The sequence below is a fragment of the Pedobacter flavus genome (assembly GCF_036324285.1).
GTDB classification, from domain to species: domain Bacteria; phylum Bacteroidota; class Bacteroidia; order Sphingobacteriales; family Sphingobacteriaceae; genus Pedobacter; species Pedobacter flavus.
In genome coordinates this window covers 495,778-512,820 of sequence record NZ_JAZDQU010000002.1, presented here as the reverse complement: position 1 = coordinate 512,820, position 17,043 = coordinate 495,778, and the positions used below count along the sequence as shown (strand labels likewise).

Here is a 17,043-nt window from a genome sequence, read left to right as displayed (position 1 = left end):
CACAGAAATTAAATTTTGTTATGAAAATTGCACTTTTTCCAGGTTCATTTGATCCAATAACTATCGCTCATGAAGACATATTAAATCGTGCGTTACCTTTATTTGATAAAGTAGTAATTGGGATAGGTTTAAACTCTGCAAAACAAAATTTTTTAGAAGCCGATGTCAGGGAGCAAATTTTAAGAAGTATTTATAAAGACAATCCTAAAATAGAAATTCAGACTTATTATGGTTTAACGGTAGATTTTTGTAAAAAAATTAATGCCAATTACATGATTAGAGGAATTCGCTCGGTTGCCGATTTCGAATATGAACGTGCCATTGCGCAAATTAATCAGACCATGATGCCATTGGTAGAAACTATTTTTATTTTAAGTAAACCAGAATACTCTGCTATCAGTTCTACTATTGTTAGAGATATTTTACGCAACGGCGGAGATGTAAGTCCATTTTTATCACCAATTGCGTTTAAATATTTAAAATAACCCCATTTTCGAAATAACTTCCTTAATTAACGGATAGGTATTTTCCATTTTTTGCGCCATAAATTGTGGCGATACCCATTCTACTTCAGTAATTCCTTCTTCAATTTGTGGAGTTAATTTAGAGAGCACATCAACTTCCATTTTATACCAATAGGTTTTCTTCAGGATTATTTCATCGTTAAGTTCATACATATGATAGGTTGAATCTAATTTTTCAATCACCCTATCTATTAAAACACCACATTCCTCTTCTACTTCTCTAACCGCGGCTTCCTTTTTATCTTCTCCCTTTTCTATCTTTCCTTTTGGTAAATCCCATTTGTTATTTCTAAAAATCAACAAATATTCATGATTCGGGTTACATACTACCCCTCCTGCTGCTTTTATTACTTTAACTGTTTTCTTTATCTGTTTTAGTGCATTTTTTGCGTCTTCAACATGTAAAATAAAATGCACATCATTTACTTTAAATTGATTAGCGTAAAATGTTAGAAAATCAAAATTCTGATTATCAACAGGTTGATGATTTTCATCGTATTGATGTGGATTTTCTGTTATAGTTAAAGTATTGGTATTGATATAAATTCTGTAATTTTGAGGCATGTATAATAAGCGTGAAATTGAAGATAAGGTAGCGGAATTTTTATTACAAATTAAAGCAATTAAATTACAACCTGCTAATCCTTTTACTTGGGCTTCGGGTTGGAAGTCTCCCATCTATTGTGATAACAGAATAACTTTATCGCACCCCTCTGTTAGAACTTATATCCGTCAGAAATTAGCTCAGTTAATTCAAGAAGAATTTGGTGCTGTTGATGTTATTGCCGGTGTAGCAACTGCTGGAATACCACAAGGTGTATTGGTAGCTCAAGAATTAGGCTTACCTTTTATTTATGTTAGATCTAAAGCCAAAGAGCACGGTACAGGCAGCTTAATAGAAGGCGAAGTTATTGAAGGCCAAAGAGTGGTTGTTATTGAAGATTTAATCTCAACAGGAAAAAGTAGCTTACAAGCGGTTCAAGCACTTCGTGATGCCGGACTTACTGTAGGTGGTTTAGCTGCAATATTTACTTATGGATTACCTGAAGCTGAAGAGAATTTTAAAGCAGCAAAATGTACATTTCATACGCTTTCTAATTACAATGCTCTTGTAGAATATGCTAGTGAAAACCGTGTAATTACCAATGCAGAATTAGAGTTGTTAAGAACCTGGAGGCTTAATCCAAGTAACTGGGGTAAATAATTATAATATTTATTATTTAAATCGCTTATTTAATCATTTTTAATAATTAAATTCGATTTTCACCTCTAATTTTAAAATAAATGACTGTCATTGAAAGTAATATAACCATAAATAAACCTGTAGAATCTATTTATCAGTTCTTAGAAGACATGAATAATCATCAACAGTTGATGCCAGAAAATATTTACAACTGGACCTCAACTAAGGATGAAGCAAAATTTACCATTCAAAATATGGCTAAATTATCATTACGCATTTCTGAAAGGATAGAAAATAAAGAATTAACTGCCACTCCTATTGAAAAACCACCATTCGATTTAATTATTAAATGGAAGTTGGAAGCAATTGATGCAAATTCTACAGCGGTAAAATCAGAAATTTCTGCTGATTTAAATATGATGATGAAAATGTTGGCTTCTGGACCACTTCAAAAGCTGGTTGATCATCAAACTTCCAAATTAAAGGAAATTTTAGCATAAGAAAAGTATAAAGCATGACAAAACGTCATGCTTTTCTTTTATATAGCATTTCTATAAGACCTAATTTTATATTTTTTAACCCTTGGTATTCCTTTTGATGGTTATGAAATATGAACTTCAATAACTTTACAATCAAAGCTCAAGAAGCAGTACAAAAAGCTTCTGAAATAGCACAAGGCCATCAGCATCAAGCAATAGAACCCGTGCACTTGCTGAGAGGCTTATTGGCAGTCGACGAAAACATAGTATCTTATGTTTTAAAAAAACTAAATGTAAACCTTGCATTGTTAACCGACAATTTAGATGCAGCAATTCAAAAACTGCCTGCGGTTACAGGTGGAAATAATTATATCAGTTCCGACTTAAACCAAGTTTTTCAAAAAGCAAACCAATATTTAAAAGAATTTAAAGACGATTTTATTTCAATAGACCATCTTTTATTAGCTATAAATTCTGTTAAGAGTCCAGCATCTCGCCTATTAAGCGATCAAGGTGTTATAGAAAAGGATTTAAAATCAGCCATTCAACAATTAAGAGGTAATTCAAAAGTGAAAGATCAAAACGCAGAAGCTACTTATCAAGCTTTAGAGAAATATGCACGTAATTTAAATGCATTTGCCGAAAGCGGAAAATTAGACCCCGTAATTGGTAGAGATGAGGAGATTAGACGTGTAATTCAAATTCTTTCTAGAAGAACTAAAAATAATCCGATCCTTATAGGAGAACCCGGTGTAGGTAAAACTGCCATTGCAGAAGGTATTGCTTTTAGAATTATTCAAGGTGATGTACCTGAAAATCTAAAATCAAAAATCGTATATTCTCTAGATATGGGTGCACTTATTGCAGGTGCTAAATATAAAGGAGAATTTGAAGAACGTTTAAAAGCGGTGGTTAAGGAGGTTTCGCAAAGTGATGGTGAAATTATTCTATTTATAGATGAAATTCATACGCTTGTAGGTGCCGGTGGTGGCGAAGGCGCAATGGATGCTGCCAATATTCTAAAGCCCGCGTTAGCCAGAGGTGAGTTACGTGCCATTGGAGCTACTACTTTAGATGAATACCAAAAGTATCTTGAAAAAGATAAGGCACTAGAAAGAAGGTTCCAAAAGGTTATGGTGGATGAACCCGACACCCAAGATGCCATTTCTATTCTTAGAGGTTTAAAGGAAAGATATGAAACTCACCATAAGGTGAGGATTAAAGATGAGGCCATTATTGCAGCAGTAGAGTTATCTCAAAGGTATATTGCTGACAGATTTTTACCAGATAAAGCGATTGATTTAATGGACGAAGCTGCTTCTAAATTACGTTTAGAGATGGATTCAGTTCCTGAAAACGTAGATGAGCTTTCCAGAAAAATCATGCAATTAGAAATTGAACGCGAAGCCATAAAACGCGAAAAAGACGAAAAAAAGGTTGCAGAATTAAGTGAAGAGATCGCTAATTTAACTGCTGAAAGAGACGATTTAAAAGCAAAATGGCAAGGCGAAAAGGATTTAGTAGATCAAATTAATCAGCAATTAGAAAATGTTGAGAAATACAAATTAGAAGCTGAACAAGCTGAAAGAGCTGGTGATTATGGAAAGGTAGCTGAAATAAGGTACGGAAAAATTAAGGAAGCTCAAGATAAGGCCGCAGCGCTAAAGATTGAATTAGCAAGTAAGCAATCTGAGAGCAGAATGCTTAAAGAGGAAGTTACGGCTGATGATATTGCAGGTGTGGTGGGTAGATGGACAGGTATCCCAGTCACAAAACTTATTGCAAGTGAGCGCGAAAAGCTGTTGCACTTGGAGGAAGAGTTACACAAACGTGTGGCTGGACAAAATGAGGCTATTGAAGCCGTATCTGATGCGATTAGAAGGTCGAGGGCAGGTTTACACGATACAAGAAAACCTATAGGTTCCTTTATTTTCTTGGGAACTACTGGTGTGGGTAAGACAGAATTAGCTAAAACTTTAGCAGAGTTCCTTTTTAATGATGAAAATGCGTTGACCAGAATCGACATGAGTGAATATCAAGAACGCCATGCTGTTTCAAGATTAATTGGAGCGCCTCCAGGATATGTGGGTTATGATGAAGGCGGACAATTAACTGAAGCCGTTAGAAGAAAACCTTATTCTGTAATTTTATTAGACGAGATAGAAAAAGCGCATCCAGATGTATTTAATATTCTTTTACAAGTACTTGATGATGGAAGGTTAACAGATAATAAAGGTAGAGTGGTAAACTTTAAGAATACAATTATCATCATGACTTCTAATATTGGCGCGCATCTAATACAAGAGAATTTCAAGGATTTGAGTGACGAAAATTATGAAGCGGTTATCGCTAAAACGAAGAATGAGTTATTTGAAGTATTAAAACAATCTTTAAGACCAGAGTTCTTAAATAGAATTGATGAGTTAATCATGTTTACACCTTTAAACAGATCAGAAATTAAAGATATCGTTGCACTTCAATTTAAACAAGTTGCAGATACGCTAGCAGAAATGGGTATTGAAATTACAGCCAGTGAGGATGCATTAGATTGGTTAGCTCAATTAGGTTATGATCCTCAATTTGGTGCTCGTCCATTGAAAAGAATTATTCAAAAAAGAATATTGAATGAACTTTCAAAAGAGATTTTAGCAGGTAAAATTGACAAAGACCATAAAATTAAATTAGATATGTTCGATAATAAATTTGTTTTTATAAATCAATAATACCATTTCTAACATAAGATTAGAGACTGTTTTGAAAAAAAGCAGTCTCTTTTTTTTTGCGAAGTTCTTGAACATTAAATATTTGTAATTATTTAGCGAACATTTCAATTATTTATTCATAATTTCATAAAAATAAATAAAATATTTATCCACATAATTTCTTTCAAATAATGAAAAAAATCACGCAATTAATATAATTTAAAATATATTTTTGCACCAATAGTGCTTAAAAAGCTATTTAGGTTAATTAGTACCACTAATTAAAAATATTATTTAAAAGAGATTTAAAACAGAACAAGTATCCTTTTAACAACACCCATGAAATATAAATTATTATTTTTTTCATTGTTAGTTTCAAACTTTTGCTTCGGTCAGTATGATGTAGATAAAGGCGCAAAAATAATTGGGGGTAAAATTGGATATAATCGTACAAATACTAACAATTTTGATTATACCTCATTAAATACATCGCATGAAATATCACCATTCATTGCATATTTCCCTCAAGATAGGCTGGCGATTGGATTACATATTATTTTTAGCGGAACAACAGAAAAAAGAACAAATTTGGTAAACGCTGTTCCAAATAATTGGAATGAAACTCAACAGCAGATGGTAGGCTTATCTCCCTTTATAAGATATTATATCCCGATCGGGCCTAAATTATATTTCTACGGACAGTTTAATGCTTACAACGGATTTGGCACATCTGAAACTAATTTCAGTAATCCTTCTTTCGGAAATTCCGGAAAATTAGATATTAGACAGTTTGGAATCGCAGTTATACCAGGTTTTTCTTTTGCTGCTACCAACAGATTAAACATAGAAGGTTCTATAAACATGTTAAATTATAACCGATACAAATTTTATTTGGGAGATACCTTAATCCAAAAGTACGACAATGCGAATTTCGGATTCGGAGATATTAGTCCAACGGTTGGAATTAGTGTTAATTTTTAAAAATTAACACTAATCATTAAATAAAACTGAACTCAATCTACTGGGTTATTTTTTCAATAGATTAATAAATTCATCAGTTTTATTTAAACCATTAGCATTATTTAAAGATTTAATAAAGGCTGTACCTATTATTGCCCCCTTAGCATAATCGAAAGCCTGTTTTAAGGTGTTTTTATTAGAAATTCCGAATCCAATGAAAAATGGATTTTTCAAGTTCAACATCTTAAGTTTATTAAAATAGTTTATAGAATCTTCTGAGAAAGAATCGGCTGTATTTCCGGTAGTAGAAGAAGATGATAATGCATATAAAAAAGAATTAGAATTTTCGTCATAAGCTCGTATCCTTTCCTCTGTGGTTTGTGGGGTTATTAACCAGATAATTTCTAAATTATAATGCTTAAAATAGGACTCGTATTCATTTTTATATTCTGCCAAGGGTAAATCAGGTAAAATACATCCATCTATACCCACCTCTGCACAAGATTTACAAAATTCTTCTATCCCAAATTGCATAACCGGATTTAAATAGCCCATGAGTAAAACAGGAATATCTACTCGCTTTCTTAAATCTTTAAGTTGTGTAAATAACAATTTCAAAGACATTCCATTATCTAAAGCCACTTTATTAGCCGCTTGAATAACAGGACCATCTGCACTTGGATCTGAAAATGGAATACCAATTTCAATTAAATCGGCACCCGCATTCTGCAAATTTTCAGCAATTCCTATAGTATCATTTAAGTTGGGGTATCCCGCAGTAAAGTATATTGAGATTAATTTTTCTGATTTATTAGCTAAAGTTCTTCTTATTCTATTTTCCATATTCATCTAAAAATTAAAGTGATTCGCATAGGTACTTAAATCCTTATCTCCCCTTCCACTTAAACAAACAACTACGATTTCGTCAGATTTTAAGTCCATATATTCTAAATATGCCAATGCGTGCGCGCTTTCTAATGCTGGAATTATTCCTTCCTGCCTAGTGAGCAATAAACCCGCTTCTAAGCTTTCTTCATCAGTGATTGAAACATATTTTGCTCTTTTTGTATCCCATAAATGAGCATGTTGAGGGCCTATCCCTGGATAATCTAAACCAGCTGAAATAGAATGAGGTTCTATAATTTGTCCATCTGTGGTTTGCATAATTATACTCTTGCTTCCATGCAATATGCCTTCTTTGCCTAATTGAGTGGTAGCTGCACTATAGCCACTTTTAACCCCTTTTCCGCCAGCTTCTACAGCAATTAAACGTACAGAAGGTTCATTTATATAATGATAAAACATACCCATAGCATTACTTCCTCCACCTACGCAAGCCAATACATAATCTGGGTTTTCCCTTCCCTCTTTCTCCAATAATTGAATTTTTGTTTCTTTAGAAATAACCGACTGAAACTTTGCCACCATATCGGGATAAGGATGCGGGCCAACCACCGAACCAATTATATAAAAAGTATCGGTCGGGTTATTTATCCAATCTCGCATTGCCTCATTAGTAGCATCTTTTAAAGTTTTACTGCCAGAGTGTGCAGCCACTACTTCCGCCCCTAGCATTTTCATTCTAGCAACATTTGGAGCCTGACGTTCAATATCTACTGCCCCCATGTAAATAACGCATTCTAATCCACGTAAAGCACAAACTGTTGCAGTAGCAACACCATGCTGACCAGCCCCTGTTTCTGCAATAATTCTCTTTTTACCTAACCTCTCTGCCAATAAAATTTGACCAATGGTATTGTTTATTTTATGTGCACCAGTATGATTTAAATCCTCTCTTTTTAAATATATTTTGGCATTATACTTTTCCGATAGATGTTTTGCCATATACAATGGCGATGGTCTGCCTACATAGTCAGATAATAACTGATGGTATTGCTCCTGAAAGCTAGACTCATTTATTAATTCAGCGTATTTTTGTCTAAGTTCTTCTACATTATGGTATAACATTTCTGGAATAAACGCTCCTCCATAGTTCCCAAAATAACCGTATTCATCTACTTCAAAATTGCTCATATCAGTTGTTCTTTAAATTTTTTAATTAATTCTATATTTTTTATTCCAGGTGCTATTTCAAACTTACTGTTAATATCTACACCTATAAATTGTGGATGATTAATTTCCTTTATTTTGTTTAAGTCGTTAACCTCAATCCCTCCACTCAGAAAGAAGGGCTTATTTAAATTATATTCTTCTAATTTTTGCCAATTAAACTTTTTACCTGAACCACCATATAAGTCTGATTTAGAATCAAATAAAAAATAATCAACCAAGTCGGAATACGGAAGAAGTTGATTAAAATCGAAGGTATAATCTATTAAAAATGCTTTAGAGATAATTAAATCGGGCAGCAAAGATTTTAGTAAGATTAAATACTCAATAGACTCTTCTCCATGCAATTGAACACCCTGTAAATTAAATAATTTGCATTTTTCAACAACTTTTAAATAGTCTTCATTTACAAAAACCCCAATTTTAAGAATAGATGGATTTACATTTCTTAAAACGGTTTTATCTAGCGTTAAGCATCTGGGCGAAGGTTCGTAAAATATGAAACCTAAATAATTTGGTTCCAGTGCATTTAATTGAATCAAGGTATTATAATCATTGATTCCACAGACTTTTAATTGCAACATAATTAAGAAATTAAAGTATTAAATGATTGTAATGCGTTTTTTCGCAACAAGGACTCTTCGGCTTCATAATAGCAATCAGCAAATGATTTATATGGTTGAATGGTTTGAATAGCCGTAGCTGCATTGGTTAAAACCACATTATTTTGTGCTTGCGTTCCTTCTCCATTTAAAACATTTATAAAAATTTGTGCTGATGAGGCTACTGTATTTCCCCCTTCTATATCTTTAGGCGATAAAGGTTCGAATCCTAAATCTTCTAATTGCACAACCGATTCACCTTTATTTGAGTAAACTTTAAAAGCACCTGTTAGCGAAATCTCATCGTAACCATCTAGAGAATGAATAATGGTATAATTACTTCCTGTATCTTGATATAAATAAGCGTATAAGCGTGCTAATTCTAAATCGAACACACCTGTAACTTGGAATTTAGGTTTTGCCGGATTTATCATGGGTCCAAGCATATTAAAAAAGGTTTTAACACCTAACTCTTTACGAATTGGCGCTACTCTTTTCATCCCTTCATTAAACAATGGCGCATGAAGAAAACATATTCCAGCTTGATCTAATTGATGTTTTAACAATTCAATATTATTGGTAAACCTACCACCTAAGTACTCGAACACATTTGAGGATCCACAACTAGACGAAACGCCATAATTGCCATGTTTAGCTACTTTATAACCCGCTCCAGCTACAACAAAAGAGGCTAAAGTTGAAATATTAAACGTATCCTTTCCATCGCCCCCAGTGCCGCATAGATCTATAATTTCATTCGTACCTAAATCAACAGGAATAGCTAAATCTAACATGGCATCTCTAAAACCTTGAAGTTCATCAACCGTAATTTTTCGCATTCTAAAAGCCGTTATAAATGCGGTGATTTCTTGCGTATTATACTTCCCCAGGCTAATAGAGGATAGAATTTCCTTTGCTTCTCCCCTAGAGAAAGTCTTATAATCGAATAAATGATTTAATATATTTTTCATTTTTTTAGGCATAAAAAAAAGGGCTGCTTACCAAGCAACCCTTTTCTGTTAAATATTTATTTATAGTATAACAATAGCCGCTCAGCAAATTATGCTAAGGCTCCACCAATTGTTATTTAAAATTCTGTTCATTGAGACAAAGATGCAAATTAAATTTATTCGTGCGTAAAATTTTTAAATAAAATTTTCTTTATGGTTTTATTAATGCATTCTTTTCCTTAGTGAAATGGTTATATACCAATTTATCCGTCAATTTCGGTAATAATTTGTTCAACCAAACGGTCAGCTTTCCTTGTCCAGTCATAATTAAAGTACGTTTTCTATCTTTAATTCCTTGCGATATTCTGCTGGCAACTTCCTCAGCAGTCATCATTTTACCTTCATCCATACTGGTCTCCCCATGAGCAGCTGTTGTGTCAGACAAAGCAGCTACACGAATATTAGAAGTAGTAAAACCCGGACAAACCACTAAAACATTTACGCCTAAAGGCAATAATTCTGTTCTTATAGATTCCATAAAACCATTCATCGCAAACTTAGAGGCAGAATAACCTGTACGTCCAGGTAAACCACGGTATCCAGCAATAGAAGATACACCAACAATAGTACCTTTAGATTTTAAAATTTCTGGGTAAGCATATTTGGTACAATAAACCGTACCCCAGAAGTTCACATCCATTAATTGTTTAAGCACAGTTAAATCAACGTTTGAAAATAATGAACGCATAGAAATTCCGGCATTATTAAGTAAAACATCAATTCTACCAAACTTAGAAACAGTTGTTTCCATTAATTTAATACAATCTTCCTCCTTACTTACATCTGTTTTAACAGCAATTACTTGAACATTAAACTTCGCGTTTAAATCTATCGCTATTTCCTCTATAACCTCCAACTGTCTAGCAGCTAAGACCAAATCAGCACCTTTACTTGCCAAATCGTACGCACAAGCTTTTCCAATTCCGCTAGAAGCCCCAGTAATAACAACTACTTTGTTTTTAAAATCCATATCATTTAATAATTCAAAACCCCAAATTCAATTTATACCTTACTACTTAATCAATGAATTTTCATAAGGAACCCTTGTTAAAATAGAACGCCCTAATGTAATTTCATCTGCATACTCAATTTCACCACCAAATGCAATACCTCTGGCAATTGTAGAAATAGATAAATTAAAATCTTTTAAACGCTTATAAAGGTAAAAAATAGTTGTATCGCCTTCCATATTTGCGCTCAACGCTAAAATAACTTCCTTAGGAGGATTTTCTTTTATCCGTTCTACTAACTGATCTATTTTTAAATCGCTAGGTCCAACGCCTTCCATTGGCGAAATTAAACCACCTAAAACATGATAAACACCAAAGTATTGATTGGTATTTTCTATTGCCATTACATCTCTTGTATCTTCTACAATGCAAATGGTTTCATGATCACGTTTAGAATTTAAACAAATACCACAAATTTCATCGTCCGACAAATTAGAACACTTATTACAATATTTTATATGGTGCTTTAGGTTTAAAATTGAAGATGTAAAGTTTTCTACTTCCGAATCTTCATTTTTTAAGAGATTAAGAACTAAACGCAAAGCGGTTTTTGGACCTACTCCAGGAAGCTTAGCGAATTCAGCCACAGCATTTTCCAGTAATTTGGAAGAAAAATTCATTGTACAAATTTATAATTATCTTTCCGTAAAATAATTTTTTCACCTATCAATTTCTTACATTTAGCCGCTAAAATCAAAATTATGTCTCCATTTTTACTATTGTGTTTTCTTATTGGGTATTTTTTGTTGTTAATAGGTGTAGCCTTCTTCACTTCAAAAAAATCGTCCGATAATTCAACATTTTTTATTGCAAATAGAAATTCCAAATGGTACTTGGTTGCTTTTGGGATGATAGGAACTGCACTTTCCGGTGTAACCTTTATATCGGTTCCAGGTGAAGTTGGCGCACCATCGGGAAATCAATTTCAATATTTTCAATTTGTTTTAGGAAATGCCATAGGCTTTATAATTATTGCAACTGTATTACTTCCATTGTATTACCGTATGCAATTGACCTCAATTTATGGTTATATTGAACAAAGACTGGGTGTTATTAGTTATAAAACCGCTGCATCTATATTCTTGATAAGTAGAACAATTGGATCGGCTTTTAGATTATACTTGGTTGTAATTGTATTACAGCGATTTATCTTTGACAGTTATGGTATTCCTTTCTGGGCTACTGTTTTAATTTCACTTATTTTAATTTGGTCTTATACCTACAAAGGTGGATTAAAAACCATTATTATAACAGATACGCTTCAAACATTCTTTTTAGTAACCTCAGTATTTTTAAGTATTTATTTCATTTGCGATAGTTTAGACATCAGCATTTTCCAGGCATTTGAAACCATTAAAGAAAGTAACTATTCTAAAGTTTTCTTTTACGAAGACTTCATGACCAGTAACTTCCATATCAGTAAACAATTACTAGGCGGTATTTTTATTACCATTGCCATGACGGGTTTAGATCAGGATTTGATGCAAAAAAATCTAAGCTGCAAGAACATTGGCGAAGCTCAGAAAAACATGTTTACGTTTACCGGAGTTTTTGTAGTGATCAATATCTTTTTCCTAGGTGTAGGTGCTTTATTATACATTTACGCACAACAAAATGGAATAGAAATTCCAATTGATGCTTCAACCGGCAAACCTAGAACCGATTTCCTTTTCCCTGAAATTGCTTTAAACCACTTAAGTATAATTCCTGCAGTGGTGTTTATGTTAGGCTTAACCGCTGCAACTTTTGCAACCACAGATTCTGCTTTAACGGCTTTAACCACTTCTTTTTGTGTCGACTTTTTAGGGATGGACAAAGAAAAAGATTTAAATGCAGCTAAGCATGTTAAGAGACGCCATATGGTTCATATTGGGTTCTCGCTATTAATGTTCTTGGTAATTATAATATTTAATGCGGTAAATGATGAATCGGTTGTAAAAGGAATATTTAAAGTTGCATCTTATACATACGGACCGCTCTTAGGCTTATATGGCTTCGGATTATTTATGAAAAAACGTGGATTAAGAGATAAATTAGTGCCTGTAGTTTGTATACTTGCTCCTATAATATGTTGGGTTCTGAACAATAATTCGGCTGAATTATTAGGCGGTTATACTTTTAGTGTAGAATTGATATTGTTCAATGGTTTAATTACATTTATAGGATTGTTATTAATTAGTAAGCCTACTGACTTACAAACGAAATTTTAGAATTTAACTATGGAGATGACGAGTGAAGAGAAGATAAGAAATGCGTTTGCCAATAAAGATTGGCAAGAAATAAAAGTTACAGATAGCTGGTCTATTTTTAAAATAATGGCCGAATTTGTGGATGGATTTGAAAAATTAGCGAAAATTGGTCCTTGTGTAAGTATTTTTGGTTCAGCTAGAACTCCTGAAACTAATCCGTATTATAAAATTGCAGTAGACTGCGCAAAATTATTAACTGATAGAGGTTACGGAGTAATTACAGGTGGTGGACCCGGTATTATGGAAGCAGCCAATAAAGGTGCTTTTGAAAATGGTGGAAAATCTGTTGGATTAAACATTGATTTGCCATTTGAACAGTTCCATAATAAATACATTGATTCAAATAAATTATTAGAATTTGATTACTTTTTTATTAGAAAAGTAATGTTCATGAAATATAGTCAAGGATTTATTGTATTGCCAGGCGGCATGGGAACTATGGATGAGCTTTTTGAGGCCATAACCTTAATTCAGACTGGAAAAATAGCACGTTTTCCTATTGTATTGGTTGGAAAAGATTATTGGGGTGGATTGGTTAATTGGATTGAATCTACCATGTTAGCAAAAGAACATAATATTCATGCAGAAGATTTAAAATTATTTAGGCTTGTAGATACTGCCGAAGAAGCAGCCGAACATATCTTTAAGTTTTATGAGAAATATGTACTAAAACCTAACTTTTAGTACTAAAGTTAAAAGGGTTTTTCTAATTAGAAAAACCCTTTTTTTATTGACTTACCCCTCCGCTTAAAATTAACTTCATCGCTTCAGCAGGATTCATTTTTAAAGGCTTAATTCTATCCTTATGAATTACATAAATTTGGCCAGCAAATGAATAAGAAAAAGGGAAATAAACGATCATTTCATCCTTTAATCCCAAATTATCTAAATCTGACTGCGTTAAAAACCCTATTTTTTTTAGCCCAGCTTCCACTTCCACTAATACAGGTTGAGTAAACTTTTTCTCATCACCAACAAATGCTTCAGTCAAATCTTTAATTGAAGAATAGATAAAATTAAATAAAGGCAATTTTTTCATTAATCGCCTAAACCAGGCTTTTACAGGCTCAGTAACTAAATTGGTTACAATAACGCCTGCTAATAATATAATTCCTAATACAGTTAATAATCCTAAACCTGGTATATCCCTAGTTTTACCAGTAACAGGATCGGAACCTAAAACAGCATTTACATCTATCCAGCTATCTACGGTAGTTACTGCCCACACTACAATGAAAATACTCAATGCAACTGGAACCACTACCAATAGTCCTTTTATTAAATAATTCAATAAACTTTTGCCCAACTTGTTCATACTACAAAACTACTCATAAAAATATACCCTTTTTACTCTCTGCGATATATTTGTGAGAATTTCATAAGGAATGGTTTGAATTTGATCAGCTAAATTTTTTATGGTTAGTTCATCATTAAAAACAATAACCTCATCCCCCCGCTTAACATCTAGTCCAGTAACATCCAACATACACATATCCATACAAATAGACCCAATTGTTGATACCAACACTCCATTAATCATCATTTTTCCCACTCCATGGCCAAAATAACGTGAGTATCCATCAGCATAACCAATTTTCACAGTAGCAGTTTTTCCTCCATCAGGCATTACCCCTTTCCTATCATAACCTACAGTTTCCAATGGTTTTATTTGCTTAACCTGAGAAATTGTTGTTTTTAGAACGGCTACAGTTCTTAACGATTGAGCTGGAACAGAAGCATCATAACCGTATAAACCGATTCCCAACCGAACCATATCCATTTGGTATTCGTTAAAATTATCAATCCCAGAGGTATTCAATGCGTGTTTTATAAACTTATAACCCAATGCAGTGGATAATTTCTCTGCCCTAGTTTTAAACCCATTTAATTGAGTGAGGGTAAATTCTTTTAAATCATCATTTCCACTACCCACCAAATGGGTAAAGACAGATTTAACATAAATTTTATTGGTAGATTTTAGTAAGTCAATAATTGCGTCATCCTGTTCCTCCTCAAAACCCAACCTATGCATCCCAGTATCCAATTTAATATGAACTGGATAATCTATTGTATTGTCTGATAAATAAGATAAAAAATCTTGTAAAACATCTAAACTATAAAGTTCGGGTTCTAAATTGTGTTCTATAATTTTATCGAATGCAGAAGATTCTGGACTCATTACCATAATTGGCAACTTAATTCCAGCCTGTTTTAGTGCCACACCTTCATCGGCATAAGCCACCGCCAAATAATCTACCTTATTAAATTGAAGTAAATTGGCAATTTCAAATGAACCACTTCCATAAGAAAATGCCTTAACCATGGCCATTATTTTAACACCCTCGTTTAATTTAGAACGATAAAAGTTTAAATTATGCGTCATAGCATCTAGATTTACCTCTAGCACCGTATCGTGACTCTTTTGCGTCAATAATTTACTAATTCGCTCAAACTCAAACTTTCTTGCCCCTTTAATTAATATACTTTCTTTATGAAAACTAAGAGCAGGCAAGGCCGATATAAACTGGGTAGTATCTGTAAAAAATTGCTTTTCTCCCTTAAAGAATTTACCATATTCTGCTATAGAAGTACCAATTCCTATAACCCTGGTTACTTTTTTCTGATTTAATAAGCCTGCAATTTCTTGATATAAATTTTCTGGTGATTTTCCCGTCTCAAAAAAATCAGATAGAATTACCGTTTTCTGTTCGTGTTGATTTTGCTGATTTAAAAAGTCTAACGCAATCGCTAAAGATGGCAAATCAGCACTATAAGAATCATCAATTATAGAACAATGATTAATTCCCGGTTTTAATTCTAAACGCATCCTAACTTTAGATAAACGCTCCAATCGCTCATCGGCAATTGATGGCTGAATTCCTAAGGCTAACATTACTGCCCAGCAAGTTATCCCATTTTCTATGGAAGCTTCGTCCGAAAAAGGAATCAAACATTCTATTTCCTTATCCTGAAAATAAGCCCTTAAATAGTATTTACCTTCAATAGGAACTTCATCAATTATGGTTAAATCGGCCTTTCCATGTCTCGACCAAGCAAAAAGCTTTTTTATATTTAGCTCTTTAAGGTCGCTTTTTTGAATATCCTTTTTATTGTAAATTAATAAATCTACCTCCTTAAACAACTGCAACTTCTCACTTAACTTTTCCTTTATCGAAGAAAACCCAGCAGCATGAGCCTCGCGAATATTGGTTAAAACACCAATTGTTGGTTGAATAACTGCCCTAAGTTTTACCATTTCTAAAGGATTGGAAATACCCGCTTCAAAAATGCCAAGATTGTGCTTATTGTTTATTTGCCATACAGAAAGTGGAACTCCAATTTGGGAATTATAACTTCCAGGGCTTTTTATTATAGAATAATCTGGTGCAAATAATTGGTATAGCCATTCCTTTACAATAGTTTTTCCATTACTTCCAGTGATCCCAATTACTGGAATATTAAATTGATTTCTATGGTAAGCAGAGATTTGTTGTAAAGCTTTTAAAGTATCATCTACTATTATAAAATTAGCTTCTTTAAACTGATTTAAATCAGGAAGTACATTTACAATAAAATTTCTGATTTGATTTTGGTAGGCATCCTTTAAAAAAAGATGTCCATCCTTTTGAGCCTTAATCGCGAAAAATAATGCATTTAACGGGTGATTAATCCTTCTGCTGTCGGTAACTAACGTTTGAATTAAATGTTCTGAATTAAATGCATACAGCTTACCATTAACAATATCTGCAATTTTTTGAATGTTGTATAAAGTAGATTGCATTTTAATTCCCCCAGATTGTAATAATTAAATTTCTATTTCCTCCAAAATCTCTATGTTCACAAAAATAAATACCTTGCCAGGTACCTAAACATAATTCTCCATTATTAATTGGAATTTGAACAGAACTACCTAAAATAGATGATTTTAAATGAGCAGGCATATCATCTAATCCTTCATAAGTATGTATAAAATCTGGAAAATCTGAGGGCACCATTTTATTAAAAAAAGTCTCAAAATCTTTCCTTACAGTTGGATCTGCATTTTCATTTATGGTTAGTGAGGCCGAAGTATGTTGAATAAACACCTGCATCATCCCAACAGAAACGGAATTTAAATGAGTTGTTGCACGAACAACCAGATCAGTTATTAAGTGAAATCCTCTAGGCTTATTTAGGGAAATAGAATATTGATAAAATTTCATAGTTCCCTATAAATTTAAGCTCAAAATCTTAAAAAATGCACATCAATGATGA

At 33.0% G+C, this 17,043-nt stretch carries 17 protein-coding genes; 7 read left to right on the top strand and 10 right to left on the bottom strand.

Annotated features, from left to right (window positions below):
• Positions 1-20: 20 nt before the first annotated feature.
• Positions 21-485 (top strand): pantetheine-phosphate adenylyltransferase, encoded by a 465-nt coding sequence (gene coaD / locus VRU49_RS08270; protein ID WP_330146305.1) that lies wholly within the window; start codon positions 21-23, stop codon positions 483-485.
• Here coaD and VRU49_RS08265 read toward each other — a convergent pair.
• Positions 477-1,088 (bottom strand): NUDIX hydrolase, encoded by a 612-nt coding sequence (locus VRU49_RS08265; RefSeq protein WP_330146304.1) that lies wholly within the window; start codon positions 1,086-1,088, stop codon positions 477-479. The genes coaD and VRU49_RS08265 overlap by 9 nt on opposite strands.
• Here VRU49_RS08265 and pyrE point away from each other — a divergent pair.
• The 4 genes from pyrE (at position 1,087) to VRU49_RS08245 (ending at position 5,869) form a co-directional block, all read left to right on the top strand.
• The gene (gene pyrE / locus VRU49_RS08260; RefSeq protein ID WP_330146303.1) at positions 1,087-1,728 is read left to right on the top strand and encodes an orotate phosphoribosyltransferase; all 642 of its coding nucleotides are present in this window, start codon (positions 1,087-1,089) and stop codon (positions 1,726-1,728) included. The two genes, VRU49_RS08265 and pyrE, sit on opposite strands and share 2 nt — an antisense overlap.
• Before the next feature lie 80 nt (positions 1,729-1,808).
• Positions 1,809-2,207 (top strand): SRPBCC family protein, encoded by a 399-nt coding sequence (locus VRU49_RS08255; RefSeq protein ID WP_330146302.1) that lies wholly within the window; start codon positions 1,809-1,811, stop codon positions 2,205-2,207.
• A gap of 110 nt (positions 2,208-2,317) precedes the next feature.
• Positions 2,318-4,909, top strand: coding sequence for an ATP-dependent chaperone ClpB (gene clpB / locus VRU49_RS08250; protein ID WP_330146301.1), 2,592 nt, complete (start codon positions 2,318-2,320; stop codon positions 4,907-4,909).
• A 318-nt stretch (positions 4,910-5,227) separates the two neighbouring features.
• A complete protein-coding gene (locus tag VRU49_RS08245; protein WP_330146300.1) occupies positions 5,228-5,869 on the top strand; it encodes a hypothetical protein in 642 nt (213 codons plus the stop codon).
• Positions 5,870-5,914: 45 nt separating this feature from the next.
• On the opposite strand, the gene trpA is transcribed toward VRU49_RS08245, so the two are convergent.
• From trpA to recR, 6 genes are all read right to left on the bottom strand, one after another.
• A complete protein-coding gene (gene trpA / locus VRU49_RS08240; protein WP_330146299.1) occupies positions 5,915-6,691 on the bottom strand; it encodes a tryptophan synthase subunit alpha in 777 nt (258 codons plus the stop codon).
• A gap of 6 nt (positions 6,692-6,697) precedes the next feature.
• Positions 6,698-7,882 (bottom strand): tryptophan synthase subunit beta, encoded by a 1,185-nt coding sequence (gene trpB, locus VRU49_RS08235; protein WP_330146298.1) that lies wholly within the window; start codon positions 7,880-7,882, stop codon positions 6,698-6,700.
• Positions 7,879-8,502 carry a phosphoribosylanthranilate isomerase gene (locus tag VRU49_RS08230; protein ID WP_330146297.1) on the bottom strand — a complete coding sequence of 208 codons (624 nt, stop codon included), beginning with the start codon at positions 8,500-8,502 and terminating at the stop codon, positions 7,879-7,881. The genes trpB and VRU49_RS08230 overlap by 4 nt, the downstream gene beginning before the upstream one ends.
• Positions 8,503-8,504: 2 nt before the next feature.
• Complete coding sequence (trpD, locus tag VRU49_RS08225; protein WP_330146296.1) at positions 8,505-9,491, bottom strand: anthranilate phosphoribosyltransferase; 987 nt, start codon at positions 9,489-9,491, stop codon at positions 8,505-8,507.
• Between the two features lie 190 nt (positions 9,492-9,681).
• A complete protein-coding gene (locus tag VRU49_RS08220) occupies positions 9,682-10,500 on the bottom strand; it encodes an SDR family oxidoreductase (protein ID WP_330146295.1) in 819 nt (272 codons plus the stop codon).
• A gap of 42 nt (positions 10,501-10,542) precedes the next feature.
• The gene (gene recR / locus VRU49_RS08215; protein WP_330146294.1) at positions 10,543-11,160 is read right to left on the bottom strand and encodes a recombination mediator RecR; all 618 of its coding nucleotides are present in this window, start codon (positions 11,158-11,160) and stop codon (positions 10,543-10,545) included.
• Positions 11,161-11,241: 81 nt separating this feature from the next.
• On the opposite strand from recR, the gene VRU49_RS08210 reads away from it, so the two are divergent.
• Both VRU49_RS08210 and VRU49_RS08205 read left to right on the top strand, forming a co-directional pair.
• Positions 11,242-12,750, top strand: coding sequence for a sodium:solute symporter (locus VRU49_RS08210; protein WP_330146293.1), 1,509 nt, complete (start codon positions 11,242-11,244; stop codon positions 12,748-12,750).
• 15 nt (positions 12,751-12,765) lie between these two features.
• The gene (locus tag VRU49_RS08205; protein WP_330146923.1) at positions 12,766-13,473 is read left to right on the top strand and encodes an LOG family protein; all 708 of its coding nucleotides are present in this window, start codon (positions 12,766-12,768) and stop codon (positions 13,471-13,473) included.
• A 43-nt stretch (positions 13,474-13,516) separates the two neighbouring features.
• Here the strand turns inward: VRU49_RS08205 and VRU49_RS08200 are convergent, their stop codons facing one another.
• From VRU49_RS08200 to VRU49_RS08190, 3 genes are read right to left on the bottom strand one after another with little or no spacing between them, the layout of a single operon-like run.
• Positions 13,517-14,104, bottom strand: a complete 588-nt coding sequence (locus VRU49_RS08200) for a DUF502 domain-containing protein (protein WP_330146292.1) — start codon at positions 14,102-14,104, stop codon at positions 13,517-13,519.
• 9 nt (positions 14,105-14,113) lie between these two features.
• Entirely contained in the window at positions 14,114-16,570 is a 2,457-nt protein-coding gene (locus VRU49_RS08195; protein WP_330146291.1) for a bifunctional UDP-N-acetylmuramoyl-tripeptide:D-alanyl-D-alanine ligase/alanine racemase, read from the bottom strand.
• 1 nt (position 16,571) lies between these two features.
• Positions 16,572-16,991 (bottom strand): secondary thiamine-phosphate synthase enzyme YjbQ, encoded by a 420-nt coding sequence (locus VRU49_RS08190; RefSeq protein WP_330146290.1) that lies wholly within the window; start codon positions 16,989-16,991, stop codon positions 16,572-16,574.
• Between the last annotated feature and the right edge of the window lie 52 nt (positions 16,992-17,043).